The 25,045-nt window shown below is 67.5% G+C and carries 25 protein-coding genes; 6 read left to right on the top strand and 19 right to left on the bottom strand.

The annotated features are described in order from the left end of the window. Positions 1 to 4 precede the first annotated feature (4 nt). Genes VJT49_RS34915 through VJT49_RS34905 form a run of 3 tightly spaced genes read right to left on the bottom strand, consistent with a single transcriptional unit; the run spans position 5 to position 3,334 of the window. Positions 5 to 394, bottom strand: a complete 390-nt coding sequence (locus tag VJT49_RS34915) for a RidA family protein (protein WP_324169272.1) — start codon at positions 392 to 394, stop codon at positions 5 to 7. 15 nt (positions 395 to 409) lie between these two features. Then, complete coding sequence (locus VJT49_RS34910) at positions 410 to 1,390, bottom strand: hypothetical protein (RefSeq protein ID WP_324169271.1); 981 nt, start codon at positions 1,388 to 1,390, stop codon at positions 410 to 412. A 21-nt stretch (positions 1,391 to 1,411) separates the two neighbouring features. Further along, positions 1,412 to 3,334, bottom strand: coding sequence for an FAD-dependent monooxygenase (locus VJT49_RS34905; RefSeq protein ID WP_324169270.1), 1,923 nt, complete (start codon positions 3,332 to 3,334; stop codon positions 1,412 to 1,414). Between the two features lie 288 nt (positions 3,335 to 3,622). Between VJT49_RS34905 and VJT49_RS34900 the strand changes: the two genes are divergently transcribed. The 3 genes from VJT49_RS34900 (at position 3,623) to VJT49_RS34890 (ending at position 7,884) form a co-directional block, all read left to right on the top strand. After that, positions 3,623 to 4,987, top strand: coding sequence for an MFS transporter (locus VJT49_RS34900; protein WP_324169269.1), 1,365 nt, complete (start codon positions 3,623 to 3,625; stop codon positions 4,985 to 4,987). Positions 4,988 to 5,113: 126 nt separating this feature from the next. Further along, positions 5,114 to 6,688 (top strand): acyl-CoA synthetase, encoded by a 1,575-nt coding sequence (locus tag VJT49_RS34895; protein ID WP_324169268.1) that lies wholly within the window; start codon positions 5,114 to 5,116, stop codon positions 6,686 to 6,688. Further along, complete coding sequence (locus VJT49_RS34890) at positions 6,685 to 7,884, top strand: cytochrome P450 (protein WP_324169267.1); 1,200 nt, start codon at positions 6,685 to 6,687, stop codon at positions 7,882 to 7,884. The genes VJT49_RS34895 and VJT49_RS34890 overlap by 4 nt, the downstream gene beginning before the upstream one ends. A gap of 11 nt (positions 7,885 to 7,895) precedes the next feature. Here the strand turns inward: VJT49_RS34890 and VJT49_RS34885 are convergent, their stop codons facing one another. The 5 genes from VJT49_RS34885 to VJT49_RS34865 form a co-directional block, all read right to left on the bottom strand. Then, entirely contained in the window at positions 7,896 to 8,621 is a 726-nt protein-coding gene (locus VJT49_RS34885; RefSeq protein WP_324169266.1) for an ABC transporter permease, read from the bottom strand. A 74-nt stretch (positions 8,622 to 8,695) separates the two neighbouring features. Next, a complete protein-coding gene (locus VJT49_RS34880; protein ID WP_324169265.1) occupies positions 8,696 to 9,466 on the bottom strand; it encodes an ABC transporter permease in 771 nt (256 codons plus the stop codon). Then, a complete protein-coding gene (locus VJT49_RS34875; protein ID WP_324169264.1) occupies positions 9,466 to 10,293 on the bottom strand; it encodes an ABC transporter ATP-binding protein in 828 nt (275 codons plus the stop codon). Before VJT49_RS34875 ends, VJT49_RS34880 begins: the two co-directional genes overlap by 1 nt. Next, the gene (locus tag VJT49_RS34870) at positions 10,290 to 11,327 is read right to left on the bottom strand and encodes an ABC transporter substrate-binding protein (RefSeq protein ID WP_324169263.1); all 1,038 of its coding nucleotides are present in this window, start codon (positions 11,325 to 11,327) and stop codon (positions 10,290 to 10,292) included. Before VJT49_RS34870 ends, VJT49_RS34875 begins: the two co-directional genes overlap by 4 nt. Positions 11,328 to 11,671: 344 nt before the next feature. Further along, entirely contained in the window at positions 11,672 to 12,649 is a 978-nt protein-coding gene (locus tag VJT49_RS34865; protein ID WP_324169262.1) for an amidohydrolase family protein, read from the bottom strand. A gap of 199 nt (positions 12,650 to 12,848) precedes the next feature. Between VJT49_RS34865 and VJT49_RS34860 the strand changes: the two genes are divergently transcribed. After that, on the top strand, positions 12,849 to 13,622 hold the full coding sequence (locus VJT49_RS34860; protein WP_324169261.1) for an IclR family transcriptional regulator: 774 nt from the start codon (positions 12,849 to 12,851) through the stop codon (positions 13,620 to 13,622). 248 nt (positions 13,623 to 13,870) lie between these two features. Here the strand turns inward: VJT49_RS34860 and VJT49_RS34855 are convergent, their stop codons facing one another. The 8 genes from VJT49_RS34855 to VJT49_RS34820 form a co-directional block, all read right to left on the bottom strand. Then, on the bottom strand, positions 13,871 to 14,257 hold the full coding sequence (locus VJT49_RS34855; protein ID WP_324169260.1) for a nuclear transport factor 2 family protein: 387 nt from the start codon (positions 14,255 to 14,257) through the stop codon (positions 13,871 to 13,873). A gap of 105 nt (positions 14,258 to 14,362) precedes the next feature. Continuing rightward, entirely contained in the window at positions 14,363 to 15,325 is a 963-nt protein-coding gene (locus VJT49_RS34850) for an amidohydrolase family protein (RefSeq protein ID WP_324169259.1), read from the bottom strand. Positions 15,326 to 15,492: 167 nt separating this feature from the next. Next, on the bottom strand, positions 15,493 to 16,491 hold the full coding sequence (locus tag VJT49_RS34845; protein WP_324169258.1) for a zinc-binding alcohol dehydrogenase: 999 nt from the start codon (positions 16,489 to 16,491) through the stop codon (positions 15,493 to 15,495). 114 nt (positions 16,492 to 16,605) lie between these two features. Continuing rightward, on the bottom strand, positions 16,606 to 17,361 hold the full coding sequence (locus VJT49_RS34840) for an IclR family transcriptional regulator (RefSeq protein WP_324169285.1): 756 nt from the start codon (positions 17,359 to 17,361) through the stop codon (positions 16,606 to 16,608). A 111-nt stretch (positions 17,362 to 17,472) separates the two neighbouring features. Continuing rightward, positions 17,473 to 18,327, bottom strand: a complete 855-nt coding sequence (locus VJT49_RS34835) for a sugar phosphate isomerase/epimerase family protein (protein ID WP_324169257.1) — start codon at positions 18,325 to 18,327, stop codon at positions 17,473 to 17,475. Between the two features lie 114 nt (positions 18,328 to 18,441). Next, positions 18,442 to 20,049 carry a mycofactocin system GMC family oxidoreductase MftG gene (gene mftG / locus VJT49_RS34830; protein ID WP_324169256.1) on the bottom strand — a complete coding sequence of 536 codons (1,608 nt, stop codon included), beginning with the start codon at positions 20,047 to 20,049 and terminating at the stop codon, positions 18,442 to 18,444. 123 nt (positions 20,050 to 20,172) lie between these two features. Then, on the bottom strand, positions 20,173 to 20,916 hold the full coding sequence (locus tag VJT49_RS34825) for a TetR/AcrR family transcriptional regulator (RefSeq protein WP_324169284.1): 744 nt from the start codon (positions 20,914 to 20,916) through the stop codon (positions 20,173 to 20,175). 87 nt (positions 20,917 to 21,003) lie between these two features. Next, positions 21,004 to 22,113: an LLM class flavin-dependent oxidoreductase gene (locus VJT49_RS34820; RefSeq protein ID WP_324169255.1), complete on the bottom strand. Its 1,110-nt coding sequence runs from the start codon at positions 22,111 to 22,113 to the stop codon at positions 21,004 to 21,006. 279 nt (positions 22,114 to 22,392) lie between these two features. Between VJT49_RS34820 and VJT49_RS34815 the strand changes: the two genes are divergently transcribed. Beyond that, positions 22,393 to 23,145, top strand: a complete 753-nt coding sequence (locus VJT49_RS34815; RefSeq protein WP_324169254.1) for a cyclase family protein — start codon at positions 22,393 to 22,395, stop codon at positions 23,143 to 23,145. A gap of 82 nt (positions 23,146 to 23,227) precedes the next feature. On the opposite strand, the gene VJT49_RS34810 is transcribed toward VJT49_RS34815, so the two are convergent. After that, on the bottom strand, positions 23,228 to 23,377 hold the full coding sequence (locus VJT49_RS34810; protein ID WP_324169253.1) for a hypothetical protein: 150 nt from the start codon (positions 23,375 to 23,377) through the stop codon (positions 23,228 to 23,230). Positions 23,378 to 23,490: 113 nt separating this feature from the next. On the opposite strand from VJT49_RS34810, the gene VJT49_RS34805 reads away from it, so the two are divergent. Beyond that, positions 23,491 to 23,637 (top strand): hypothetical protein, encoded by a 147-nt coding sequence (locus VJT49_RS34805; RefSeq protein ID WP_324169252.1) that lies wholly within the window; start codon positions 23,491 to 23,493, stop codon positions 23,635 to 23,637. Positions 23,638 to 23,818: 181 nt separating this feature from the next. On the opposite strand, the gene catC is transcribed toward VJT49_RS34805, so the two are convergent. Next, positions 23,819 to 24,112 (bottom strand): muconolactone Delta-isomerase, encoded by a 294-nt coding sequence (gene catC, locus VJT49_RS34800; RefSeq protein WP_324169251.1) that lies wholly within the window; start codon positions 24,110 to 24,112, stop codon positions 23,819 to 23,821. A 50-nt stretch (positions 24,113 to 24,162) separates the two neighbouring features. Continuing rightward, a complete protein-coding gene (catA, locus tag VJT49_RS34795; protein ID WP_324169250.1) occupies positions 24,163 to 25,026 on the bottom strand; it encodes a catechol 1,2-dioxygenase in 864 nt (287 codons plus the stop codon). Between the last annotated feature and the right edge of the window lie 19 nt (positions 25,027 to 25,045).

Here is a 25,045-nt window from a genome sequence, read left to right as displayed (position 1 = left end):
GTGGTCAGCCTTCTCCGAGCAGGGCGAGGATCTCGAGTTGGATCTGCAGCGGCTCGGCCAGGTCGATCCGCAGCGTGTGCCGGGCGGGCCTGGCGGCCGCGTCGGGAAACATCTCGGTCCAGTACTTGTCGATCACCGGGCGGATCGCCTTGTCGCGCACGAAGACCGTGCACTTGACCACGTCCTCGGGCCGGCCGCCCGCCACCTCGAGGACTTTGCGGGCGTTCGCGAACACCAGCTCCACCTGCTCCTCGCTACTCTCCGGCACAGTTCCCGTCGCGGGGTCGAGCGGGGAGATCCCGCTGGAGGCCAGCAGGTTGCCCACCACGCACGCCTGCGGGATCGGCAGGCCGCCGTGATGCAGGCCGGGCACCTCGATCGAACGTCGGGTCACGATGTCCTCCTCTTCCTAACGCCAGCTCAGAAAGCCCATGCCGCACCCGGTTCCGGCGGCCGATCGCACGATGGGCACGTACTCGGACCAGTCCACCGGCCTGCCCTCCATCGCACCGGCGACGGTGATCCAGTTCCGAATCTCCGAGGAACCGCTGTTGAGCAGGGCTTCCGGGATGTCGCAGAGCGCCTCGCTGTCCTTGCTCGCGATCGCGTCGAGCACCTGCCGGTCCAGTTCCTCGTTCACCACGAAGTGGCTCAGGCCGCCGGAGGCGAGCACGGCGACGCGCGCCTCGACCGGCGACGCCGCGGCCGCCGCACGCAGCGCACGCCCGAGTTGGAAGCAGCGCCGGGGACTCGGCTGGTTGGGCGGGTAGTAGGTGTTGAGCATGAACGGAATGACCGGGACGGGTTCCGGTTGCAGGAACTGGTGAATCGGAAAGCCATAGGCGTGCCCGAATCCGGTTCCCGGCGGCGCGTCGGCCATCCAGCCGACGTCGATGCCCTCGCGCATCAGGCCCCGGACCAGGTCCTCGGCCAGCGCCGCGTGTCCGGCGAAGGTGAACTCGGCGTCCATCAGGTAGCTGTGGGCCGCTTCCTTCAGAAATTCCGAGTCGTGATCGTCGAGCAGTCCGGTCGTCATCGACGCGGCCGCGGAGATGGCCATGGCCGGCTGGTTGGTCTCGGTGAACAGCTCCCGCTGGTCGTCCCCGACGATCAGGACGACGTCCGGGGCGACGCGCCGGAAGTCCTCGCGCAACCGGGCCAGCGCCGCCTCGCAACGCCGCCAGTTCTCCTCCCAGGCGCCGGGTGTGCGGGCCTGCGCGAACCGGTCCCCCGCCGCGGCCGCGAGGTCGTCGAAGCTGCGGATCACCCCCGAGTGGTCGTAGAGTTCGGGGTTGGCGCGATCTTGGCCGGCGCGCTCGGCCCACAGGTTCGGTGGCGCGGCCAGCAGCGGACTATGTGAGGTGGCCGCACCGAAAACGATCTCTGCCATGGAAATTCCTCCGGATAGGTGTCATTCGACGACGGTGAACAAGCGTGGATCACGCGCCGCGGTCACCCGCAGTGCCTCGCCGGCGTCGGTGATCCCGGTCAGGTCGCCACGGAACCCCGGCGGGGCCTGCACGGGATGCAGCAGGCGACGCAGGACGGCGGCCAGTTCGGCGGACGGATCGGCGGGAGCGGTCGCGACACGCCACGCGACGTGGCGGTCGGGGCGCACGAGCAGAGCCCCGTCGGGGCCGGTGCCGCGCACGGACGTCCACTCCCCCGACGGATCGACCAGGGTGTCACCGACCTCGACCACGGTGAGCCGGACCCCGGTGACGGCCTCGGCCGCGCGCCGCCACACTGCCGAATGCGCCGCGTCGACGAAGAGCGTCATGCCAACCGGCGCAACGAGGTCCGATGTGGACACTCGTTCGCCGGCTCGGTCCAGCCAGACGTGCGGAACGTGATGTCCCGGCCGCGCCGTCGGATGGAACTCGATGGCCGAGTCGTGTCCCGGTGGTGGCGGCGTGCCGTCGGGGATGACGGCACCGGCCTCGTAGGCGAACCCGGCCTCGATGTTGAGCTGGCTGTAGTCCTCGGCGTTGTGCGCCACCGCGACCGCCGAGGCGGCCTGGCGCCGCGCACCCTCGGGGGTGTCTCCCGCCCAGACCGCGATCTGCGCCCAGCCGTCCTCTTCCGACTGTCCCTTCGCGAGGCCCAGTGCGGTGGCCACCGGTGCGTGCCGCCCCGCGTTGCGCAGCGAGTGCTCCACGTTCCGGGCCGCGATCGGCATCCGTTCGCTTTCGTAGCTGTCCAGAAGCGTCTCGGCGGCCTCACCGTCCAGGACCGCCGCGATCTTCCACGCCAGGTTCGTCACGTCCCCGATCGCCGTGTTCAAACCCAGGCCACCGGTGGGGGGATGCCGGTGCGCGGCGTCACCGACGAAGAACACGGGGCCGACCCGGAAGCGGTCGGCGACCACACCCTCGAACTGCCAGTGGCTGATCGCACGCACGTCCATGTCGAGGTCGGGCAGGCCGAGGATCTCGCGCGCCTGCCGGACGACGGCGTCGCTGTCGTCGGCGGCCGGGTCACCGATGCGGTAGGCCAGGCCCAGTGACCACTCCGGCGACCGCGCACCCCATTGGCCGGGGCCGAGTGCCAGCAGCGCCCCGGCGAAGGTGCCCTGCCCGGCGGGTGAGACGAAGTAGGTCAGCAACGCCTCGGGGTCGGCATGCTCGGAGAGGTCGGCCGCGAAGTACACGCTGACGATGTCCAGCAGGGCCCGCGGGCCGGAGACCCCGACCCCGAGCAGCCCCGCGCACGTCCGGCCGCCGTCGGCGGCGATCACGAACCGGGCGTGGACCCGGTACGAGCGGCCGCTCTCGCGGTCGAAGATCGTCGCCGTCGCGCCGGTGTTCTTCCCACCCCCCTGCCCTTCGGGCCCGGCACCCGGCTCATCGAACTCCAGGTCGACGAGCTCATGCCGCGCCCGGACCCGCCCCGGCCAGGCCCGCGCGGCGTGCTCGGCGAGGATCGTGTCGAGCCGCAACTGGGGCAGGTTCGCGAACCTGCGCGGGCTCGCGGCCGCGTAGCGTGCCGCGTCCGCTCCGCCTCCCCACGCGTCGACCTCGCCGATCTTCCGCCCGTGCAAGGGGGTCGGCCCGGCGAGCGAGGTGTACCAGGCGCACTTGTGCCACCGGTCCTCGGGCGGCGACTCCCGGTAGACCTGCTCTGCCACTCCCACGTCGTGGAAGGTCTCCATCGTGCGGACGTTGAGCAGGTGCGCCCGGGGGAAGTGGGCCGTGAACGCGCGCCGCTCCACCTGCAGGCCCTCGATCCCGCGCCGGGCCAGTTCCAGTACGGCCGTGAGCCCGGCCGGGCCTCCACCGACGATCAGGACCGGGACGTCGAGATCGGCGCTGTCCTGCGCCGCGGGTCGGTTCATTGTGCTTCCTCCGGTGACAGAGCTGTCTGCAGCGGGATTGGTAGCCAATATGCCCCTCCAAGCGGATTCGCGCAAGGGCCCCTTGTCGCTCCTTGCCGAGAAAAAACGCAACTGGCCACCGATAGACCTGGCAGCGGAACTGGAACAACCCTTGACAACAGGCAGATTGGTTACCAATCATGTCTTCCAGGCCCTGTGACCTTAGTTACCAAAATCTCGGGCGGCCCGGCCCCCTTGACCGTGGTCCGTCCCTCAGGAGAGGGGTTTGCTATGGCTGAGATGGCTGAGATGGCTGAGATAGCAATGTCGCCATCCGAGCGGAACTCCCGCCGCCGCGTCGCGCTGTCGAGTTGTCTCGGCACGACCATCGAGTACTACGACTTCCTGCTCTACGGCACGGTCGCCGCCCTGGTCTTCAACAAGGTCTTCTTCACCAACCTCAGCCCCCTGGTCGGCACGATCGTCGCGCTCGCCACCCTGGCCGCCGGCTACGTGGCGCGACTGGCGGGCGCGATCGTGTTCGGCCACTTCGGGGATCGTCTCGGGCGCAAGTCCGTCATGCTCACCACGATGATCGTCATGGGGCTCTCCAGCGGTCTCATCGGCGTGCTTCCGGGCTACGCACAGATCGGTGCGGCCGCCCCACTCCTGTTGCTGCTTCTCCGCCTGCTGCAGGGACTCGCTGTCGGGGGCGAGTTCGGCGGGGCGGTGCTCATGACCGCCGAGCACGCCGGCCCCAGGCGCCGCGGCCTGTCCACCAGCGCGGCGACCCTCGGTGCGCCCATCGGTGCGCTGCTGGCTACCGTTACCGTCACGGGGGTCACCCTGCTGCCCGCCGACCAGCTCATCTCATGGGGATGGCGCGTGCCCTTCCTGGCGAGCTTCGCGCTCCTGGCAGTCGGGGTGTATTTCCGGACCCGGGTCCTGGAAAGCCCCGTCTTCCTCGCCGACCGCGGGGCGCAGGCCGGCCCGCGCCCCGCGCCGGTGCTGGAGCTTTTCCGCCGTAACCCTGGCCGGATGCTCCAGGCCGTGGTCGTCCAGATCGGCCCGTACTGCGGTCAGGGCGTCTTCGGCATCTTCGTGATCTCCTACACGACGAGCATCGGATACCCGCGTTCGGCCGCGCTGCTGGCCACGAGCGCCGGCCTGGTCGGGGCGATCGTCATGACCCCCCTCTACGCCCTGATCTCCGACCGCATCGGGCGGAAGCCGGTCCTGATCTTCGCGGGGGCAAGCCTGGCCGTCACCGCCTACCCCCTCTTTCTCGCGATCAACTCCCGGTCGACCGCTCTGCTCGTCGTCGCCGTGGTCGGCTACCTGACCTTCATCCTGACCGCCGCGACATCCGTGGGGCCGGTGCTGCTGAGCGAACTGTTCCCGACCGGAATCCGATACACCTCCGTGTCCGCGAGCTATCAGCTCGCCCAGACCGTCGGCTCCGGATTCGGCCCCCTGATCGGCGCTTCGCTGCTGGCCGCCGCCGGCGGCGGCACACACTCCTGGGCGATCGCGGCGTTCCTCGTCGTCGTGGGCCTCATCAGCGCGGCCACGTCGTGGTTGCTGCCGGAGACCCGCGCGGAGTCCCTGACGACGGCGACCCGCCAGGCCGGATCCGTCGCGGTCGTCAAAGCTCCTACGGAACGCGGTGTCTGACCGTAGGGTACGAACTGCCGGCAGACACCCGTGTTTCAGAGCGCGTGCCGCACACCCGGGAAAGCCCTGCCCCGGTCCGCCACCACCCCCACAAGGGAAATCACACGTGGCAGAAAGGATTTTCAGATGACCAGCGAGGCCGTCGCCCGTGCCCGCCAGCACTCGGTGGGTGATCTGTTGCGCCGCACCGCACTACGGCACCCGGACAAGCTCGCCGTCATCGCCGGGGAGCGGCGCGTCACCTACGCGGAGTTCGACGCGAGCGTGAACCGCTGTGCGAATGCGCTGGCCGACCGCGGCCTGGGCAAGGGTGACCGGCTGGCGTTGCTGTCACACAACTGCTGGGCCTACGCGGTACTGACCTTCGCCACGGCCCGGCTGGGCGTCGTACTGGTGCCGATCAACTTCATGCTCGGCGCGGATGAGATCGCCTACATCCTCAGCCACTCCGGCGCGAGGGGTCTGGTCACCGAAGACACCCTCGCCCCGGCCGCCGAAAAAGCCATCGCCTCCGCCGGGCTGTCCGGCGGGGTGCGCGGCTGGATCGGCGCGTCGCCCACCGGTGACTGGGAGGACGTCGACACCTGGATCGACAGCGGGGACCCGTCGGCGCCGGACGTGCCGATCGCCGACGACGACCCGCTGCGACTGATGTACACCTCCGGCACCGAATCCCGGCCGAAAGGGGTGATGCTCTCCAGCCGCTCGCTCATCAGCCAGTACGTCTCGTGCGTGATCGATGGCGGGATGAGCGTCGACGACGTCGAGGTCCACGCCCTGCCGATGTACCACTGCGCCCAGCTGGACTGCTTCTTCTCGGTCGACGTCTACCTGGGCGCCACGAGCATCATCTCCTCCGGCCCGGACCCCGCCGCGCTGCTGGCGACGATCGAGCGCGAGAAGGTCACGAAACTGTTCTGCCCGCCGACAGTGTGGATTTCGCTGCTGCGGCACCCTGACTTCGACCGCACGGACCTGTCGAGCCTGCGCAAGGGCTACTACGGAGCCTCGCCGATGCCGGTGGAAGTGCTCCGGGAGCTGCAACAGCGCCTGCCCGGTGTGCGCTTGTGGAACTTCTACGGCCAGACCGAGATGGCGCCGGTCGCCACGATCCTGCACCCCGACGAGCAACTGGCGCACGCCGGCTCCGCGGGACGCCAGGCGATCAACGTCGAGACGCGGGTCGTCGATGACGACGACAACGAGCTGCCCCCGGGCGAGGTGGGCGAGATCGTGCACCGCAGCCCGCACGCGACCCTGGGCTACTACGAAGACGAGGACAGGACCGCCGCCGCGTTTCGGAACGGGTGGTTCCACTCCGGCGACCTCGGCGTGTTCGACGACGACGGTTACCTCGCCGTCGTCGACCGCAAGAAGGACATGATCAAAACCGGCGGCGAGAACGTCGCGTCCCGGGAAGTCGAGGAAGCGCTGTTCCAGCTCGACGGTGTCGCCGAGGCCGCCGTGTTCGGCATCAGCCACCCCCGGTGGATCGAGGCCGTCACGGCGGTCATCGTGCCCAAACCGGGTGCCGCGCTCACCGTCGAGCAGGTGCACGCCCACGCACGCGACGTGCTCGCCGGCTACAAGCGGCCCAAGTACGTGGTTTTCGCCGACCACCTGCCGAAGAACCCCAGCGGGAAGATCCTCAAGAAGGAACTCCGCCGCGTCCACGCGAACCTCGCCGAGGAGTCCTCGTGACCACCGGTGCCCGGACGGTCAGCGGCGTGCCGGAACTGGACGTGGATCCCTACGACCACGACGTTCTGCGCGAGCCACACGAGTTCCACGAGCAGCTCCGCCAGGCGGGACCATTGGTGTGGCTGCCCCGGTACGAGGTATACGCCTGCGGCCGGTACGACCAGGTACACGCGGGCCTGCGGCAGTGGCAGGAGCTGATCTCCAGTGCCGGAGTCGGGCTCCCGGACCTGCGCGACGGCAAGTACTGGCGCACACCGAGTTTGCTGATCGAGACCGATCCGCCCGCCCACACGCCGCGCCGCAAGGTGGTCAACAAAGTCCTCTCGGCGCGAGCTTTGCGGAACCTGCGGGAGGACTTCACCGCGGCCGCGGACCGGATGATCGACGGACTCCTCGAGCGCGGGACCTTCGACGCGGTGGCCGAGCTGGCCGAGGCGTTCCCGCTGACCGTGTTCCCGGCCGCGGTCGGACTTGGTGAGCAGGTCCGGCCGCACCTGCTCACCTATGGCGACCTCGTCTTCAATGGCGACGGACCCGAGAACGACCTGTTCACGACCGCGATGGCGAAAGCGCCCGAGGCCATCGCGGAACAGACCCGGCGGGAGAGGCTGCGGCCTGGTGGGCTCGGTGCGCGGATCTGGGAGGCCGTCGATCGCGGCGAACCGCCCGAAGACGACGCGCCCCTGCTCGTCCGCTCGTTGCTCACGGCGGGTGTCGACACCACCGTCGCGTCGATCGCGGCGGCGATTTACTGCCTGGCCACGAATCCCGATCAGTGGCGACTGCTCAGAAAGGATCCGGCGCGAGCACGCGTCGCGTTCGAGGAGGCGATCCGGTTCGAGTCACCGGTCCAGACCTTCTACCGCACCGCGGTCCGCGGCGCCGACATCGCCGGTGTGCGCGTGCCGGCTGAGGCAAAAGTGTTGCTGCACCTGGCCTCGGCGAACCGGGATCATCGCCGGTTCGAGCGGCCGCACCGCTACGACCTCACCCGCCGGGTCCTTGGCCATGTCGGTTTCGGTATGGGCATTCACCACTGTGTGGGGCAGCACCTCGCGCGGATGGAGGGCGAGGTGCTGCTGTCGGCACTGGCCGCCAAGGTCGCGACACTCGAACTCGCCGGCACGCCGACCCGGCGGCTGAACAACACGCTCCGGTCGTGGGGACGGCTCCCGGTAAGCCTCACGCCGGCCTGAAATGCCGCGCCTCACGTTGTCGGCCGGCCGCGATCCAGCAGCCGGCCGGCGACGTCCAGCAGGGCGTTGAGTACGCAGCCGAAAAGCCCGATGACGAGCAACAGGCCCCACACGGATGCGGCGTCGTAGCTCTGCTGACGTTCGGAGATCAGCTGGCCGACGCCGTGGCCCGAGCCGAGAATGTCCGCGAGGAGGGTCACCACGAGGGACACCGAAACCGCGATCCGCGTTCCGGTGAAGATCGCCGGAACCAGCGAAGGCAGGGTCACCTTCCGGATCCGCTCGGCGCGGGTGAGCCCGACGCTGCGCGCCATGTCCTGCCGCACGGGCGGGAGGCCGCGCATTCCCGCTGCCGTGCTCAGGAGGATCGGCCAGACGATGGCGATCACCACGATGGCGACACCCGCCACCATCGACGTGCCGAGGATGACGGCGACAACCGGGACGAGAGCCGGCGGGGGTACGGCCCGGATGAACTCCAGCGTCGGGGTCAGTGCCCGGCGGCCGGGCACCGAGCCTCCCACGACAATGCCCAGGACGATGCCGAGCAGCAGGGCGAGGAGCAGGGACGAGGCGAACGTCGCGATCGTGACCCCGATAGCGGGCAACAGCACGGCCTGCTCGTGCATCGAGCGGAGCGCGGCGAGCCACTTGCTCGGTGGGGGGAAGGACAGCGACGTGTTGCTCGCGGTCACCTGCCAAACCCCGAGCAGTACCAGCAGAGGCAGCAACCCCACGACACCGGGTAGTGGTCTGCGCCTTCGTACCCCGAGACGGGATCCCGTGCCGGGGCGAGCCGTGTCGAGCGCCATCACAGACCACCTCGTGAGGTCTTCTGGCCACCGGGAACGAACCGGTCGACCACGGCGACCAGGAGAGCGTTCGCCAGCAGGCTCACCACACCGATGACGATCACGTAGGCCCACATCTGCGCCGGCTGCAACGCCGACTGCGCCTGGACCAGGCTCCAGCCGAGACCCTGCGGGTTGACGAGCATCTCCGCGACGATCGCGATAACGAGCGCCGTGGTCAGTGCCAGCCGGGCGCCTACGAGCACCGAGGGCACGGTGGCCGGGATGACGATCTTGGCGACCTCTTCGCCCCGGCCCAGGCGCAGTGTGCGGGCGACCTCGCGCAACTGCCGGTGGATGGCACGGACCCCACCGGAGACGCTGACCACGATCGGCCACGCGGCCGAGTACGTCGCGACGATGATCTCGGTCTGCGGGGACGGCCCCCAGATCAGCAGCGCGACCGGCATCAGTGCGACGACCGGGACGGTGCGCAGCACGTCCAGCGAAGCGAGGCCGAAGGTTCTGACCGGCGTCAGCAGGCCGACCGCCAAGCCGAGCACCATGCCGATCACCATCGCCGCCACGAAGGCGACCAGCGCGACGAGCAGCGTGTGGGCGAGGTTCTCCGCCAAACCGTCGAGCTCACCGAACGCGAGCACGACGGCCCAGGGAGACGGCAGGTAGGTCAGCCGGATGACCTGCGTCGACACGAGCAGCTGCCACACCAGCACCAGCGCGACGGCGACCGAGATGCCGAGCGGGTTGAGGACCCGGAACTTCGCGCGCATCACGGTGCCCCGCCCGCGCCCAGTGCGACGCCGAGCCGGCGCCGGATCTCCAGATATTCCGGCAGTTCACGGGTGGTCAGCTGACCGCGCGGCCGGGGCAGGGCACACACGACCTCGTCGACGATCGTGCCGGGCGTACCGGAAATGACGAACACCCGGTCGCTGAGGTAAGCGGCTTCTTCGATGTCGTGCGTGATGAACACGATCGTCGCTTGCGTCCTGCTGTGCACCCGCAGCACCTCGTCCTGCAGGTTCGCCCTGGTGAGCGCGTCGAGCGCGCCGAAAGGCTCGTCCATCAGCAGCACGCGCGGCCGCATGGCCAGAGCGCGAGCGATCTGGACGCGTTGCTGCATGCCTCCGGACAGCCGCCATGGATGCTCGCGCGCGTAGTCGGACAGCCCCACGAGGGCGAGGGCCTCAGCAATCCGTTCCCGGCGCTCCGCCGCGGGTACCGTGCGCTCGAGCGGAAGGCCGACGTTGCGCTCCACGGTCCGCCAGGGCAGCAGGGCGTTGGCGTAGTCCTGGAAAACCGTGACCGCCCGCCCGTCGGGGCCGTCGATCGGCCGTCCTTGCAGTTGGGCGGTTCCACTCGAGATCCCGACGAGTCCGCCCAGCACACGCAGGAGGGTGGTCTTACCGGTCCCGGATTTGCCGACGATGCCGACGATCTCGCCTGGGGTGACATCGAAGGTGATGTCGGTGAGGATCCGTCGGTCACCGTCGGTGGCCGGCAGCACCACGGACGCACCGGCCAGCCGGTAGGTGGGTCCGGAGCCGGTCGCGGGCGAGTCGATCGTGCCCTGCCGGCCGGCGGCCGAATCGCTCACGACGCACTCCCCGGCCAGATCAACGTGCTCGGATCGGGAATGGACCCGCTCACCTGCCCACTCACCTGCGCCACCTTGATGTAGGGTTCGATCTTGGACGGGTCGAGCGCGCTGTTGAACGCCGGCAACGGCGCCGCCTCGACGACCGCTTGTGGGAGCTTGAGCCAGCTCTCCAGCGTGGTCCGGGCATCGGCGGGGTTGTCCTGGATGTATCGGATGGCCTGGTTCATCGCGGCCCGGAAACCACTGACGGTTTTCGGATTGGCCTGGGCATATTGCTTGCTCGATGAGTAGAAGGCATTCAGCGAACCTTCACCCATCGTCTCGAAAGGCAGGTCCATGACGATCCGGTATCCCTTGGGCAAGGACGAGCTCCAGAACGGCGCGGTCGACAGAGCCGCGTCTATGTTGCCCGCGCTCAACTGATCCTCCATCGTCGCGAACGGAGTAGAAACGAACGTCACGTCGTTCTTCGCGATGCCGGCCTGCTGTAGCGCGTACACCATGATCCCGTACGTCGTGCCGGCCAGGGAGACCACACCGATCCGCTTGCCCTTCAGGTCGGCGATCGTCCTGATCGAGTCCTGTTTGGTCAGCAGAACGTTGTTGGGCGACTTCGCCGAGTTGACCTGCATACCGGTGACGGCGGTGATGTCGATGCCCTTGCTGGCGGCCGACAGGAAATCTATCGGCGTGCTGAGTATGAAGTCGTACTGCTTGCCGAGCCCGGGCGCGAAGCTGGCCGTGCTGGTGTTCGGCAGGATCTGTGCGTTCACGCCGTTGCTCTGGAAGAAACCCTTTGCCCTGGCGATCTCGATGGGCAGTGATCCGAAGCCCGGAACCACGGAGATGCGGACCGGCTGGTCACCGCTTTGGGCCTGGCCACCGCCTCCGGTTCCGCATGCCGCCAGAGCGAAGCCGAGGCAGGCTGCCACGAGCGCGAGGCCGAGCGACCACATCGTCGATCGAGGTCTATTCATCGAAAAGCTCCAGACTTCGGGTGGCCGTACCAGCCGGCCGCCGCGCAAGGTCAACTGCTGTCTTCAACGGCTGAAACCAGCTAAGGCTAAGGCCCGGGGCCGGACCGGCACGCTGTCACCCGCACCGGATTCTTCGTCGCGGAATCCCGCCAGTCACTCACACGAAACAGCTGCCGCCGTTGACCATCAACGTCTGCCCGGCGACGACGGAACAGTCCGCCGATGTCGTGAACAAGACGGCGTCGCCGATGTCCGGCGGAACCGTCGCCTGCTGGATCGCCCTGCCGCCGGCCGTCGCTTCAACGGCCCCATCACCGGCCAGGCGGGCGGGCGCGATCGCCGCGAGGTCGCCGGCCGTTGGCGCGGACGGCCACTCGCGGTGCGGCGTTGCCCGCGGCTCACTCCAGTTTGAACAGCCGGCGCGCGTTGTCTCGTCCGATCTTGACCTGTTCGGCCGGGGTCAGGCCCAACTGGTCGAACCACACCGCGGCGTGATCCATGTTCTCGAACGGCCAGTCGGTCGAAAACAGCATTTTTTCGACGCCGACCTCGGCGATCGCGTTTCGCAGGGCAGGCGTGTGAAAATTTCCGGAGGTGGTGAGATAGAAGTTCGACCGGAAGTACTCGCGAATGGACCTGCGCCCGTTGTGCCGCGGGGGCTGCCCGGTCCAGCTGTTCCGGTTGTCGACGCGCCACATGTTGAACGTCAGGCCCTCACCCAGGTGCCCGAGTATTATGGCGAGGTTCGGGTGCTCGTCGAAGAGCCCGGACCCCATGAGGCGAAGCGCATGTACGGCCGTCTCCTGAGCGAACGCCCAGGTCGGTCCCAGCAGCCACTCGTGCCCGGCATAGATCCGCGCATCCGCCGGCAAGGGATTGCGAGGATGCAGGTAGACGGGAACGTCAAGCCTCGCCACCTCCGCCCAGAAGCCACGGTATCGCGGAGCGTCGTAATACTGTGGCCCCTCGTGGTCCTCGGCTTCGCTGAAACCGTTCACCAGTGCGCCGACCATGCCCAGCTCGGTGACGGCACGACGTAGCTCGGCAGCCGCGCTGTCCGGGTCCTGCAGGGGCAAGGCCGCGAACGCGCGGAGGCGGCTCCCACTTCGAGCGACCTGCGCGGCGAGCTCATCGTTCGCCCGGCGCGCCAATTCCTCGGCCTGACGCCGCTGAGGCACCGCTTGGACAGCAGGAGCATTGAGCGACACGATCGAGAGTTCGATGCCGTTTTCGTCCATTTCCTTGATACGGCTGTCATGCACGTCGAGTAACCGGCTACGAAGCTCCTCCCAGCATCCGGGCGGGACGAAACGACGCGAGTCCTCGACGGTGTCGCTGGTCGCGAAGTGTTCTTCAAGGGCTACCTTGTCCTGCATCGGCGCATCTCCCGTAACAGTTCTCCACGCGGATCGTCGGCGTCGTGACCGAGCGGAAACGCATGGTCACCGCCCTGGCACGGGTGCCCGGCACATCTCGTGCCGTGGTGATTCACCTTCCCGGGTAATGTGGCGGAACGGGAGCGCTGGTGCCGCAGATTCCGCAGGGCGGACTCCGGTCGCAGGGGTAATATGCGGTATGCGCGACGATGCGTCTTCTCCTCCGATCAGCTCGGTCGACAATGCTTTGCGGTTGCTGCTCCTGCTGAGTGCCCGCGGTCAGCTGCGTATCGTGGATGCCGCGGAGAGCCTGGGCGTAGCGCGCTCCACCGCTCACCGCTTGATGACGGCGCTATTACAGCGCGGCTTCGCGACGCAGGACGCGCGAAAGATCTACCGACCTGGGCCTGCCCTCGTGCAGCTGAAGAGTCCTGGCATCAGCTCACCTGACGTACGCGCGGCCACGCGCGCACACCTGGAAGCGCTCAGACGTAAAGTCGGCGAGACCTGCCACCTGGCCGTCCTCGAGGGCAACGGCGTCAGGTTCGTGGACTGCGTGGAGAGTCCCGAGGTCCAGAGAGTCGGCTCCCGCCTGGGGATGCTGTTGGCCGCCCACACCACCGCGATCGGAAAAGCCCTGCTCGCGGAGCTTTCAGCCGCGGAGTTCCTGGCGCTGTACCCGCGAGGGCTCCCCACGACCCGGGGCAGCGAGATCGCCTGCCGCGCCCGCCTGCAACGAGAGCTCACTACGATCAGACGGCGCGGCTACGCGGTCAACTTGCGAGAGGCCGACCCCGGAATCAAGGCCGTGGGCGCGTGCCTGCGAAGTGCCGACGGAACGGCCGTGGCCGGCATTGCCGTGACCTGCCCGGCGCACCGTTGTCCTGACGGCCGAATCCCCGAGCTCGCCGACGCAGTGCTCAGAGCCGTCGAAGCGGCCAGCGCGAACCTGGCGGAGTGGGCCTACAAGTAGGTGGCCGCGCCTGAAAACCTGGTTCGGTAACGGCCGTTGACACGCTTGTCCCCAGCCGCAAGATCCGCAAGATCCGCAAAAGACAAGGAGAATTCGGTGTCCGGAGCGGGCAACTCGCGCTTGGGTGAGTTACCCGTCGGGGCACGCGTGTCGCCCTGCTCACGCACTCGGATTTGCCGCCCGGGACACAATTCGAGGCCGCGAAGACGAGTTATCGGAACAACCCTCGCCGACACGGCACTCGGGGTCTACAACCCGAGGGCGCGGCGGTCGTAGTAGTCGCTGTGAGAAGTGATCTTCCCGTCGGGCCCGATGGTACCGACAGCGACGGTGGGAGCGACCAGCTCCTTGCCCTCGGACTTGATCGTGGTCTCGTACTCGATGGTAAAGCGCTTTCCGTCCGTGTACCACACAATCGGCTTGACCGTAAGGTCGAGAACCTCGCTGATAGCGTGCTTGAACGCGTGTCCGACCGCATCGTGGCCCTTGAACGTGTGCCCGCTGGGCGTATCGGTGTATTCGATGTCCTCGGCCATCATCGCCAGCACCGCCTGCAGCTTCGAATCTGCGTCGGCCCCCCGCAGCTTCGTGTGCTCCGCCCACGCCGAGACGTACGCATCCAATGAGTCTGCCATCTCGTTTCCTTTCCTGCCATGCGGTAGAACTACTTTCACGACACGGTGATCGTCAGTTGTCTGGCATCCGAAGACGAAGCCGGATCCGCAGAACCGGACGCCGCCTCAGAGGCCGATCACCCGTTCCGCGTTGCGATGGGCGACCCGTTCGAGATCAGAGCGTGCGAGTGGCGCGTTGTCCAGGAATTCCACGGCTTGTGCTGTCGACTCGTACGGGTAGTCGATCGCGAACATGACATTGTCGATACCGACCGCGTCGATGGCGGCGACGAGCGCCGAATGCGAGCAGACACCGCTCGTGGTGATCATGATGTTGTCCCGCAGGTACTGCGACGGCAGTTTGTCCGGCGGATCCTCCAGATCCATGTTGGCATGGCGGCTGTCCAGCCGAGACGTCTGAAACGGCAGGAACTCCCCCATGTGACCGAGAATCACCGTCACGTGGGGGAAGCGGTCGAAGACTCGTCCGTAGATGAGACGTAGTGCGTGCGCGGCCACCGTCGCTGCCCAGCCGAAACTGCTCCCCGCCAGGAAAGGGTATCCGGACAGGACCTTCCACGAGTCGGCGGGAATCGCGTTGGGGTGGATATACAGGGGCACCCGCAGGGCCTGCAATCGCTCCCACACGACATCGAAGGTCCGGTCATCGAGGTATCGCCCGAGCGTGTGGTCGTTGACCAGGGCGCCTCGGAGACCGAGCTCCGTGACCGCGTACTCCAGCTCGGCGGCCGCAGCAGCTGGATCCTGCAACGGAAGCGCGGCCAAACCGGCGAAACGACCGGGATACTTGCCGACAATCTCCGCCAGGAACACGTTGACGCGGCGGGCATCCTCGACGGCGCGCGTCGTGTCCAGCTGTGCCTGCAGACCCGGCGAGGTCAGCGACAACACCTGGACGTCAACGCCGTACTCGTCCATCTCGGGCAGGCGGTACTTTTCGAAGTCCGCCAGCCTCGACTGCGCCTGCTCGGCCCAATCCCCCTTACGCCGGGACAGGTGACTGAAGGGGTGGCTGTCCGGCGCCAACCCAGGCATCCAGAACGCTTCTTCCAGTGCGATGCGACGCATGTGTTCCTTCCTTCGGTTCAGCCGCGAGCCGGCTTACGGTAAGGCTTCGGATTCAGGCTGGCCCTGGCGCCTCTTGCGGCCAGCAACCGGGCATGGACCGACCCGGCCCGGGACTGCCGCCGGCGCCGCTCACGATGACGACGCGTCCATTTCGAACCGCAGCTCGTTCATCGATGCTCCAGAAGTACGGCCAGCGTATCCGCGGCCGGATCGTCAAGCAGGGCATAGGCATCCGGGGCATGGTCGAACGGAACCCGGTGCGTGACGAGCAGCGTGCTCACGTCGAGTCGGGCAAGGTGGGCAAAGGACACCCGGCGCATCCGCGCACGGTCCCACCTCGGCGCCAGATGCGCCGGCAGCGCCGGACCGGTGCTGACGACCTTCTGGCGGCGCAGGTGGAACTCAGGTGAGAGGGAAAGCGACACCGGCCGGGTGCCGTACCACGACGCGACGGTCACCGTTGCCTCCACACCGGTCAGCCGCAACGCCTGTTGCAGCGCGGGCGGAGCACCGCTGGCCTCGATGAACAGATCCGCGCCGCGACCGGCGGACAGTTCTTCGACGGCCGACGCGGCCTCGTCCGGGTGGACGACCGCGTCCGCGCCAATCCACTCGGATTTCCGGCGGCGGGTGGCGGACGGCTCGACGAGCACCAGGTTCCCGGCGGTGAGCCGGGCCAGGTAGCCCGCGAAGGTGCCGATGACCCCCAGGCCGGACACCACCACGCAATCACCGACGAGCGGCGGTGTGGTGATGCAGGCGTTCAGCGCGACGCCGAAGAGGCCCGCGAACGCGGCCCGCTCGGGGTCGAGTTCCGGGGGGATCTTCCAGACCAGCTCCGCGCTGATCGTGAACCGCGTCTGGTGCGGATGGAAACAGAAAACCCGGTCGCCGACCTCGAAGCGGGCGCCCGGGCCCACCGCCTCGACCTCGCCCACCTCCTGGTAGCCGAACTTGACGGGAAACGGCAACCGCCCTTCGGCGGTGGGAAACATCGAGAGATCGGGGAGGTCGCCCTCACCGCGGTAGAGATTCATTTCGCTGCCGACGCTGATCAAAGCACACAGGCCACGCACCTGGATCTCGCCCTCGGCCGGCGGTCGCACCGCGGAGGGGCGCAGCTCGACCGAACGGGGTGCGTTGAACCAAACGGCGGTGGCGGTCATCGCCGTACCTCTGCCATTGCCGACCTCTCTTCCGTCAGGACCAGCCGGTGCCCCGGGTAGACGATAGGTGAACGCGAACTTCCGACCTGCCCTGTGCCAACCAACGGAACACGATCAGCGGTGCCCGACCGCGTTCAGCGGTTCGGCCGTCATGGCACGAGAAATCGCCCGGGCGACCGCGACCACCGCGGGGGTGACCGTCGTCGGATCGTGCTGCGCCGAGCGGGAGACCCGGCAGACCACCGACAGCGCCCCGACAGCGGTATGCCCCCGGCCGAAGATCGGGCAGGCGACCGACATGACCGGCTCCGGAATATGCCGGAACACCACGGCCACCCCCCTGCGGCGCACGGTTGCCAGGCGTGCGCGCATGCTCTGGGCGGACACCCCCGTTTCCGCCGGCGCGTCCACCAGATCACCGGTGAGCACTTCGTCCTGAAGCTCAATCGGCGCGTAGGCCAGCAGCGCCAGGCCGACGCCCGTGCAGGGCAGCGGCATCCTCCCACCGACCCGGTACTTGCGCCGCACCGCGGTATCGGCGGACAGCCGCTCCACCAGAATCGCCTCCCGGCCTTCCCGCACCGCCAGCAGTGCGTCGTGCCCGGTGGCGTGGTGCAGGTCCACCAGGTGGGGCAGGGCGATCGCCCGCAGGCCATGCCCACGCGGGGCCAGGGACGCGACCTCGAGCAGGCGAAGCCCGATCACGTACTCGCCGTCCTCGGTGCGTTCCAGCGCGCCCCACTCGGTCAGCTTCCGCGCCAGGCGCAGAGTACTGGTCTTCGGCAAGCCGGTCCGAACGCTCAACGAGGTCAACGACAGGGAACGATCCGACGATGCGAAGGCCCCGAGGATCCGGAAAGCCCGATCCACGACGGGGTCACCGCGCCGCCGCTCGCGAACCACTGTTGGATCTGCCTTCACGTCGCACTCCCTGGTCGGCGTTCGATCGAGGAAAAATCAACACCTGACGCGAGAGTTCGCTCACAGAGCCGAATGGACAAGGTCGTCGAACCTCCTTATCCGCGCGAGGCCTGCCTGCTCCCCGTCGCGGGTCGGGCTCAGCCAGCCGTGCTCGAGGTCGACGAGCCCGGTGTAGCCGGACCTGGTGGCTTCGGCGAGGACATCCACGATCGCGAGCTCCCCCGCGCCCGGCTCGACCCGGCCAGGCAGGTCCGCGATCTGGATCAGCGCGATGTGGTCCCACGCCGCGCGCAGGGCCCCTACCAGATCGCCGTCCATCATCGCGACGTGCGCCGTGTCGTAGATGATGCCCAGATTGGGATGATCCGCCGCCGTGATGAGCCTGACGGCTTCCGCGGTCGTCCGCATCATCATGTTCGGCAACCGCACCATCGGCTCGACCGCCAGCGTCAGGTCGTAGTCGGCGACGACGCGACCCAGGTCTCGCAGATTCGCCGCCACGTCATCACGTTGGCGCTGGTCGTCCGGCCGATCGGGATCGACGGCGATCAACGCGGCCAGCACCCCGGATCCGAGCGAGGCCGCGAGCTCGGCCGCCTGCAGAACATGTGCTTCGAGCCGCTTTCTCCCACCGATGCTCCGATCGGTCCAAATCGGTCCGGTGAATTCGGCGAAGGGCACGCACACAACGCCGCCGGCTGAAAGCCCGGTCTCCGCCAGGACGTCCCGGACCAGCCGGATCTCCGCCGGCGGCCGGCCCAACGCCCAGGGATAAAAGACCCCCGCCATACCGATTTCGGCGGCGTACCGGATGTGCGCCGCAGGGTCGGTCGTGCCCAGAGTTTCCCGGAACTGCGGCCGGAACTCCGGCGGCGCGTAGCCGAGATGGGTGGTGTAGCGCAATGTCCACGGCACGGCTGGTCTCCTACGATCGGCTTTCGTGCGGCGGGGGCGTCTGCGCGTTCTTGCTCAGCGGCCGCTGCGCGAATGACTGGTCGGCCGACATCTGCGGCCTCCATTCCTTGTCCGCTAGCCGAAGAACTCGACCAGCCGTTCCCCGACCATGACCGCGGTCGCGTTCGGGCCGCGTGACGGGATCTGGGGAAAGATCGAGGTGTCGGCGACACGCAGGCCTTCGACCCCGTAAACCTTGCCGTACTGGTCCACCACCGCACCCTGGTCCGGATCCGGTCCCATCCGGCAGGTACAGGACGGGTGGCCGACTGTGAAGATATGGCCGCGCGCCCACACGTCGATTGTCCTGTCGGTCGCAAGGTCCTCTTTGGACATGTTGACCATGCGCCCGCCGATGTCGCGCATCGCATCGCTGTGGTAGATCTCGGCGGTGACCCTGATGGCTTCGCGGAAGCGGCGGCGATCGCTTTCCTCCGCCATGAGATTCCAGTCCAGCTCCGGCGGTTGAGTGGGATCACCGGAACCAAGCCGGACGGTGCCCCGGCTGTCTTCCTGCTGCAGTCCGATGACCGTGAACGGACGCCGCAGCGCCTTGGCCTGCTCGATTACGAACTTCGTCGAGGTCCTGCGCAACGCACTGATGGCCTGCACCGGATTCCGGGCCATCGACGTCACCCGCATCATGTCGCCCGATGTCACGACGAACGGCAGGATCTCCAGATCGTCGCTGTAGTCCGAGCCCTCCGCGGTCCAGTTGAGCGCGCTGGTCAGCACTCCCCTGCCGGGCTCGAGCGCGCACTTTCCCGAGAAGTCCCACTGCACGCTCAGCTCCGGATGGTCCATGAGATTCTGTCCGACCCCTGGCAGGTTTTCGAGCACCTGAATGTCATGCTCGCGCAGGTGTTCCGCCGGACCGATACCGGAGAGCATCAACAACTGTGGAGATCGGAGTGCGCCCGCGGAAAACACGACCTCGTTTGCCCGGAAGATCCTACGCTCGCCGGCGACATCGGTTTCGACGCCGACGCACCGCTTTCCCTCGAACACCGCCCGGCGGGCATAGGCGTTGCCGACTACCCGCAGGTTGGCCCGGCCGAGGGCGGGCAGCAGGTAGGTGATGGCCGTACCCTGCCGATGTCCGTGCCAGATGTTCATCGGCACGGGTCCAACGCCACCGGGGCCGCCCGAGTTCTTGTCGGCCTCTTCACTGAAACCGAGCTGCTGGCAGGCGGCGGTGAACGCTCCGGTGAACTCCGGGGCCCGGTCTTCCGGTTCGCGTCGCACGTTGATCGGGCCGTCGCCGCCGTGCAGTTCGTTCCGGATATCGTGGTCGGTCTCACTGCGTTTGAAGTAGGGAAGTACCTTTTCGTAGGACCACTGGTCATTGCCCATTTTGCCCCAGGCGTCGAAGTTCGCACGGGTGCCCCGGACGAAGTAGGCGCCATTGATCGAGCTGGAGCCACCCATTCCCTTGCCACGTGGAATCGGCCTGGTGGCCCCGGGGAGCAGCGTCCCGGTAAGACTCCACGAATTAGGGTTCCCCGGCATCGCAGCGGACATGTTCGACGGGTCCAGCACAGAATCGGGAAATTGATCCAGCCGGTCGTAGACATTCCCGGCTTCGATGAGCAAGACTGATCGTGACGGTTCTTCGCTCAGCCGAGCCGCGAGCACCGAACCGGTAGCACCTGAGCCGACGATCACCACATCGTATTCGTCCACTGCGGTCTCCCGTCTCAAAAGGGGTGACGGGCCGACAGTAGACCCTGCTTTGACTAGCAGTCAAGGTCTGGCGGAGCACCTCACGCACGGTGTTGGCGCGCTTGGCCTCTTGCTCGATCCGCGTCACTCGACCGCTCGGACGTTCGTCCGCCTTGCCGGACGTCCGCGGCAGTCCGACGGCCCGGCTGTGGCGGCAACCTGGCCGAGTACCTCCAGTTCGACGTCGACATCGTAGCGATGGCCGTTGGCGGTACGCACCGCGCTGACAAGCGCCTGTACACACAGCTCGGTCGCGTAGTCGATGTCCAGATCATCGTACGCGGCCCAGTCCAGGGTCATATTGTCCAAGTGACCCATCCAGCCGTGCAGCGCGATCCGCAGCGGCGCGGGCGGATGAACCGGGCAACCCAGACTGATCTGGAGCTCGGCCAAAGCCTTTTCGCGGGCGCTCACCACGATCTCGAACACGTCCGGGTCCGCGTGCCCGGTACGCAGGAGCGTCGCGAAACGCTCGGGATGCCGCCGCACGTACTCGAAATGCCTCCGCACGAAGCCATACACCCGCGCGGCCGGGGTCCGCTCGTCCTCGCGCGGCTTCTCGCTCGCGATCAGTTCTCGCCAGGCCTGCTGGACGGCCGCGGCGAACAGGCCGCGCTTGCCCCCGAAATAGTAGGAGATCAGGCCATGCGCCACGCCTGCCCGCTCGCAGACCTCGTCGACCGAAATTTCCTCGTACGGCCTGGTGGAAAACAGCGCCAACGCCGAATTGATAATCTGCTGCCGCCGCCCAGAATCGCGACGCCCACGACTTTCCCCCGACTTGGTCACACCCCGCCTACCAGCCGGACCGATACGCTTCCGCCCCATTTCGGTCGTCAATTCGTCCTTCATTCGCCACAGTTCCGCGATCGCGGCTGTACTTCCGCGGCGGTCCGGGTGGGCGTCATTCGTCGATCACGCTGGCGCCGAAATGCCCAGAAGCGGCATGATCCGCTCTTCGATGCTGAGGACCACCTCGCGGGTGAGCCGAGGCGGAATCCAGAAGGTGACGTTTTTCAGGCCTGCGCTTTCCAATGCCCGCAACTGCGTGGCGATCTCCTCGGCCGTTCCCGTCAATGATACCGACCTGACGATCTCCTCGGTGAGGACCGCGGCCTCGCCGTCAAGCAAGTGAGACAGATGCCCCGCGTGGACCTCCTGGTAAAGACGGTCACGTGGCACGTCGAAGCGCGCGAGCACCTCCTTCTCATAGATCTCGATCCGGTCGCGCACGGCCGGCGGCAGGTACTCCGCCATGGCGGGATTACAGGCATAGTAATGGAACGGGGTCATCCCCACCGGTCCGACGTGCTCGAGGACGCGCGGGGAAAAAGCCGACTCGCCCGGTTCCAGGACGCAGACAAACGCCGTGTACATGGTGTAGGCATCGTCCAAGTCTCGGCCATTTTCGGCCGCGGCCCTGCGCAGTGCCGCAAGTCCGTCCGTGAAGACCGATGAGGCGTTGTCCATTGGGCTCCCGCCCTGCAACGCCGTGATCAAGCCGTCGGCGACCTCGCCCGCGCCACGCAGTGCCTGCGGGCCGTCGGCCGCCAAATAGACAGGTACCGGATTCTCGGGGTCGACGCGGAGTTTTTCACCGTACTTGAGGCGAACGTGCCGCTCATGGTCACCGACGCGGTGAACGATCTCCCGGCCCGCGAGCAGATCCCGGACCTGACGCACGTAATCGCAAACCTTCGACACCGCGATCGGGCGCTGGAACCCGAGCGGCTGCCGCGCGGTGAATCCGGTGCCCACCCCGAAGAACACCCGCCCCGGCGCGAGGTGATTTACCGTCGCGATCGCGGAAGCGGATGCCACCGGGCTGCGCAATCCCGGTATACTGAGCAGAGTTCCGAGCCTCATCGTTGACGTGGCTTTGGCCGCCAGCGCCATGCATACGAACGGATCTCCCGACAATATCGGGCTGTCCACGAATCCCGCAGTACTGAAGCCGTGCTGCTCCGCGAACGCGGCGTCGTCCCAGCAACCCGGATAGTTCATCAATCCAAGTCCGAATTCCATCGACGCTCCCTCCGTTGGGTTCTGCCGGGGTCGCGAGCCTATCCAGCGCCCAGGCCTGCCCACCGCCGTGTTCCGCTGGATGAACCCGCCCGGCACGGCAGCCGGAGCGCCTCGGCTTCCCCGCGGGCCTCAGGCCGCCGTCCCCGTGCACACGGCACGGATGCCCGTCCTGGCACGCGCTTGTTCCACTAGGCGAAACCGGGAGCGCCTTGCTCCGGAAACCCACTAGCGTGTGGCCGACCCCTGGGCTGACCGGATGCCCCGAGCACGGAGGCGATCATGCCGACCCGCAACAACACCTACTCCCTTCATGAGTTCGGCAAGGCTGTCAGAAATCTGCGTGCCCATGACGTGTCGCCGACTTTGGGTCCGGATCTGGCCGTCTTCCCCCCGAACCCGGTCCCCCAGGCGCGCGCCTTCGCAGAGCATTCCACACACGGCGTTGCCGCCAACGTCTGGGAGATTCACGAGCACTCGGGGTCGCACGTCGACGCGCCGTTCCACTACGTTCCCAGCGGGTTGACGATCGATGCCCTGCCGCACGACGTGCTGTTCTTCCTGCCGTTCAAGAAGTTCGACCTGGCGCCCTACGACCCGCAGCCGGGCGAGCCGGTCGGTCGCGATCAACTCATGGAGGCCGCCGAACGCGGCGGCTTCTCGCTCGAGGATGGCGACGTGGCGGTACTCGACTTCGGGTGGGATCGGTACCTCCCGGGTGGCACGGACGCGCGGGAGCCCGGGTGGTGGGGTAGCAACGAGCCTGGCCTGTCCGAAGACGCGTGTGACTACCTTGCGGCGGCGGGCATCTCCGCGGTCGCGTGCGACACCTCGGCATGCGATCTCTCCCGGCGCGACGGGGAGTTCTTTGCCAGCCCCGGTCATACCCACTATTTCCTGCCGAACGGGATCCTCATCGTCGAAGGGCTACGGGGCTTGGCGGAGGTCCCGGCAACAGGCCTGTTCGTGGCGCTGCCTCTGAAGCTTGCCAAGGGCACCGCGTCGCCGCTCCGCGTGTTGCTCCTTACCGAGTAGTCCGACTTTTCCGGTATCACCGGCCCGCGGTCGCTCGGTATCGACGCACGGCGTCATTGCGACAGTGCGTTTGCTCAGCCGGTCACCTCCCCATCAAGCGTGCGCTCAGCTGCTGCTCTTCCCGGTGGCCCGCGATCTCGGCGTCCGCATAGTCCCGGCCACGCCGTGTCCTCGGCGCGGTCTCGTCGAGTTTGCCCTGGTCCGGAAAGCCGCACACATCCGTGCTGCTCACGTGCAGCAAGCGCGCCCCAGCGGCCGTCGGCACCGCCACCGAAGTCGACGAAGCGGAGGCGGCGTCCGCTTTACACACCGGGGCGGTATCGCCGCGTCGACGCGAAGAACCGAATGGTTCTGCCCGGGCTCGTCAACGGCCACTGGCACGATCTCGGGACAGGCGGAAACCCGTGGACGTCGACGGATCTGGCGCCGTCCGCCCGCGGCCTCGCCCGGTACGACTCGGAGGTTCGTCTCCTCGTCATCCGCGCGGAATGAAATCGGTCCATCGCGCGAGGCCCACACATGAAGTGTGGGCTCGCGACAATTTCGCACGCGGCACCGGAAATCGCTGCGGAACAGGGAAGATCCGTCAGCACGCCCACGCCGTGGACAGCACTGTTCTCCTACGTCGGCAGCGGCCGACGTAGGCTAAACAACTGATCGAATTCGGCAGACCCTAGCGGTCGCCGGCACTCCCGATTTTGGAGGGGTGGGCGGCCAGCGGAGTGACCTTGATCGTCATGTACGGGAACAGCGGCAGCCGCGACAGGATCTCGTGCAGTTCGTCGTTCGACCCCACGTCGAAGATCGAGACGTTGGCGTACTCACCCACGATGCGCCAGATCTGCGGCCATTTTCCCGCGCGCTGCAACTGCTGGCTGTACGCCTTTTCCCGTGCCACGATGTCGGCCCGCACCTCCGGATCGATATCCGGCGGCAGGTGTACATCCATCCGCACATGGAACAACACGGCGAACTCTCCTAGGTTGTGTTCAAAGCGGCGGAGCCCCTTGGCGCGAATCAGGCCGGGTCGAGAACGAAGTCGTAGGCAACGGTCTCCCCGGTCTCCCCGCCGCCGTCCGCCGGCTTCAGGTCGAGAATCAGCTCCGGCTTGACCGCCGAGGCGATGTCGTCGTCGTTGTACTCGTCGCCCGGGAAGTACAGCTGCGCGGTGAGCTTTTCGTGCCCAGGCGCCGACACCTTCACGTGCAGGTGCGCCGGCCGCCACGCGTGCCAGCCCGCCGCGGCGATCAGCTTGCCGCAGGCACCGTCCGTGGGGATCTGGTACGGCGCGGGCCGCACGGTGTGGATCTCGAACCGGCCCTGCTCGTCCGTGGTGAAGGTGGCACGCAGGTTCCACTCCGGGATGCCGGGCGCGAACTGCGAGTACAGCCCGTCGGCGTCGGCGTGCCACAGCTCGATCTTCGCACCGGCCAGCACGCCGCCGTCGGTCGAGGTCACCTTTCCGGTCCAGACCAGTGGCGTACCCGGCTCGTCCTCCCGCACCGGCACCGACCCGCGCGCACCCTGCTCCGGGGCGCCCGGCACGTAGTACGGGCCTTCGATGGTGCCCTTGTTGCCCTGACGATGCTCGGTGGCGACCTCCTCGACAACGTGCTCGACCCACACGTCGAGGAACAGCGGCCATTCGCCGTCCTCGCCGACGCTGATGAGCCACGACTTGAGTGCGTTGTACTCGTCGTAGGTGACCCTGTGCTTGCGGATGGTGGCGTGCACGGCCTCGAGCACCTCGCGGGCCAGCAGCGACACCCGCTCCTTCGGCGTGTTCGCCGCGCCGGAGGACTTGTCGGTCTTGAATCGCTCGGTCGCGCTGGCGCCGGAGCACGCGGCGGTCGCGACCGGCGCGTTGTGGGTGGCGGTCATGGGATCCTCCTTGATTCCT

The organism is Amycolatopsis sp. (assembly GCF_035276945.1).
In the GTDB taxonomy this organism is placed as follows: Bacteria; Actinomycetota; Actinomycetes; order Mycobacteriales; family Pseudonocardiaceae; genus Amycolatopsis_E.
The sequence above is the reverse complement of the archived record's forward strand: the minus strand, read 5'-3'. Positions and strand labels throughout refer to the sequence as shown.

Excerpts from the sequence above, each read along its gene's own strand:
- VJT49_RS34880 (WP_324169265.1), bottom strand. The coding sequence starts at position 9,466 with ATGCGCGCGAAGTTCCGGGTCCTCAACCCGCTCGGCATCTCGGTCGCC.
- VJT49_RS34815 (WP_324169254.1), top strand. The coding sequence starts at position 22,393 with ATGCCGACCCGCAACAACACCTACTCCCTTCATGAGTTCGGCAAGGCT.
- VJT49_RS34825 (WP_324169284.1), bottom strand. The coding sequence starts at position 20,916 with ATGGGGCGGAAGCGTATCGGTCCGGCTGGTAGGCGGGGTGTGACCAAG.
- VJT49_RS34820 (WP_324169255.1), bottom strand. The coding sequence starts at position 22,113 with ATGGAATTCGGACTTGGATTGATGAACTATCCGGGTTGCTGGGACGAC.
- VJT49_RS34895 (WP_324169268.1), top strand. The coding sequence starts at position 5,114 with ATGACCAGCGAGGCCGTCGCCCGTGCCCGCCAGCACTCGGTGGGTGAT.
- VJT49_RS34900 (WP_324169269.1), top strand. The coding sequence starts at position 3,623 with ATGGCTGAGATAGCAATGTCGCCATCCGAGCGGAACTCCCGCCGCCGC.
- VJT49_RS34860 (WP_324169261.1), top strand. The coding sequence starts at position 12,849 with ATGCGCGACGATGCGTCTTCTCCTCCGATCAGCTCGGTCGACAATGCT.
- VJT49_RS34865 (WP_324169262.1), bottom strand. The coding sequence starts at position 12,649 with ATGCAGGACAAGGTAGCCCTTGAAGAACACTTCGCGACCAGCGACACC.
- catA (WP_324169250.1), bottom strand. The coding sequence starts at position 25,026 with ATGACCGCCACCCACAACGCGCCGGTCGCGACCGCCGCGTGCTCCGGC.
- VJT49_RS34850 (WP_324169259.1), bottom strand. The coding sequence starts at position 15,325 with ATGCGTCGCATCGCACTGGAAGAAGCGTTCTGGATGCCTGGGTTGGCG.
- VJT49_RS34845 (WP_324169258.1), bottom strand. The coding sequence starts at position 16,491 with ATGACCGCCACCGCCGTTTGGTTCAACGCACCCCGTTCGGTCGAGCTG.
- VJT49_RS34805 (WP_324169252.1), top strand. The coding sequence starts at position 23,491 with ATGGTTCTGCCCGGGCTCGTCAACGGCCACTGGCACGATCTCGGGACA.
- VJT49_RS34855 (WP_324169260.1), bottom strand. The coding sequence starts at position 14,257 with ATGGCAGACTCATTGGATGCGTACGTCTCGGCGTGGGCGGAGCACACG.
- VJT49_RS34905 (WP_324169270.1), bottom strand. The coding sequence starts at position 3,334 with ATGAACCGACCCGCGGCGCAGGACAGCGCCGATCTCGACGTCCCGGTC.
- VJT49_RS34910 (WP_324169271.1), bottom strand. The coding sequence starts at position 1,390 with ATGGCAGAGATCGTTTTCGGTGCGGCCACCTCACATAGTCCGCTGCTG.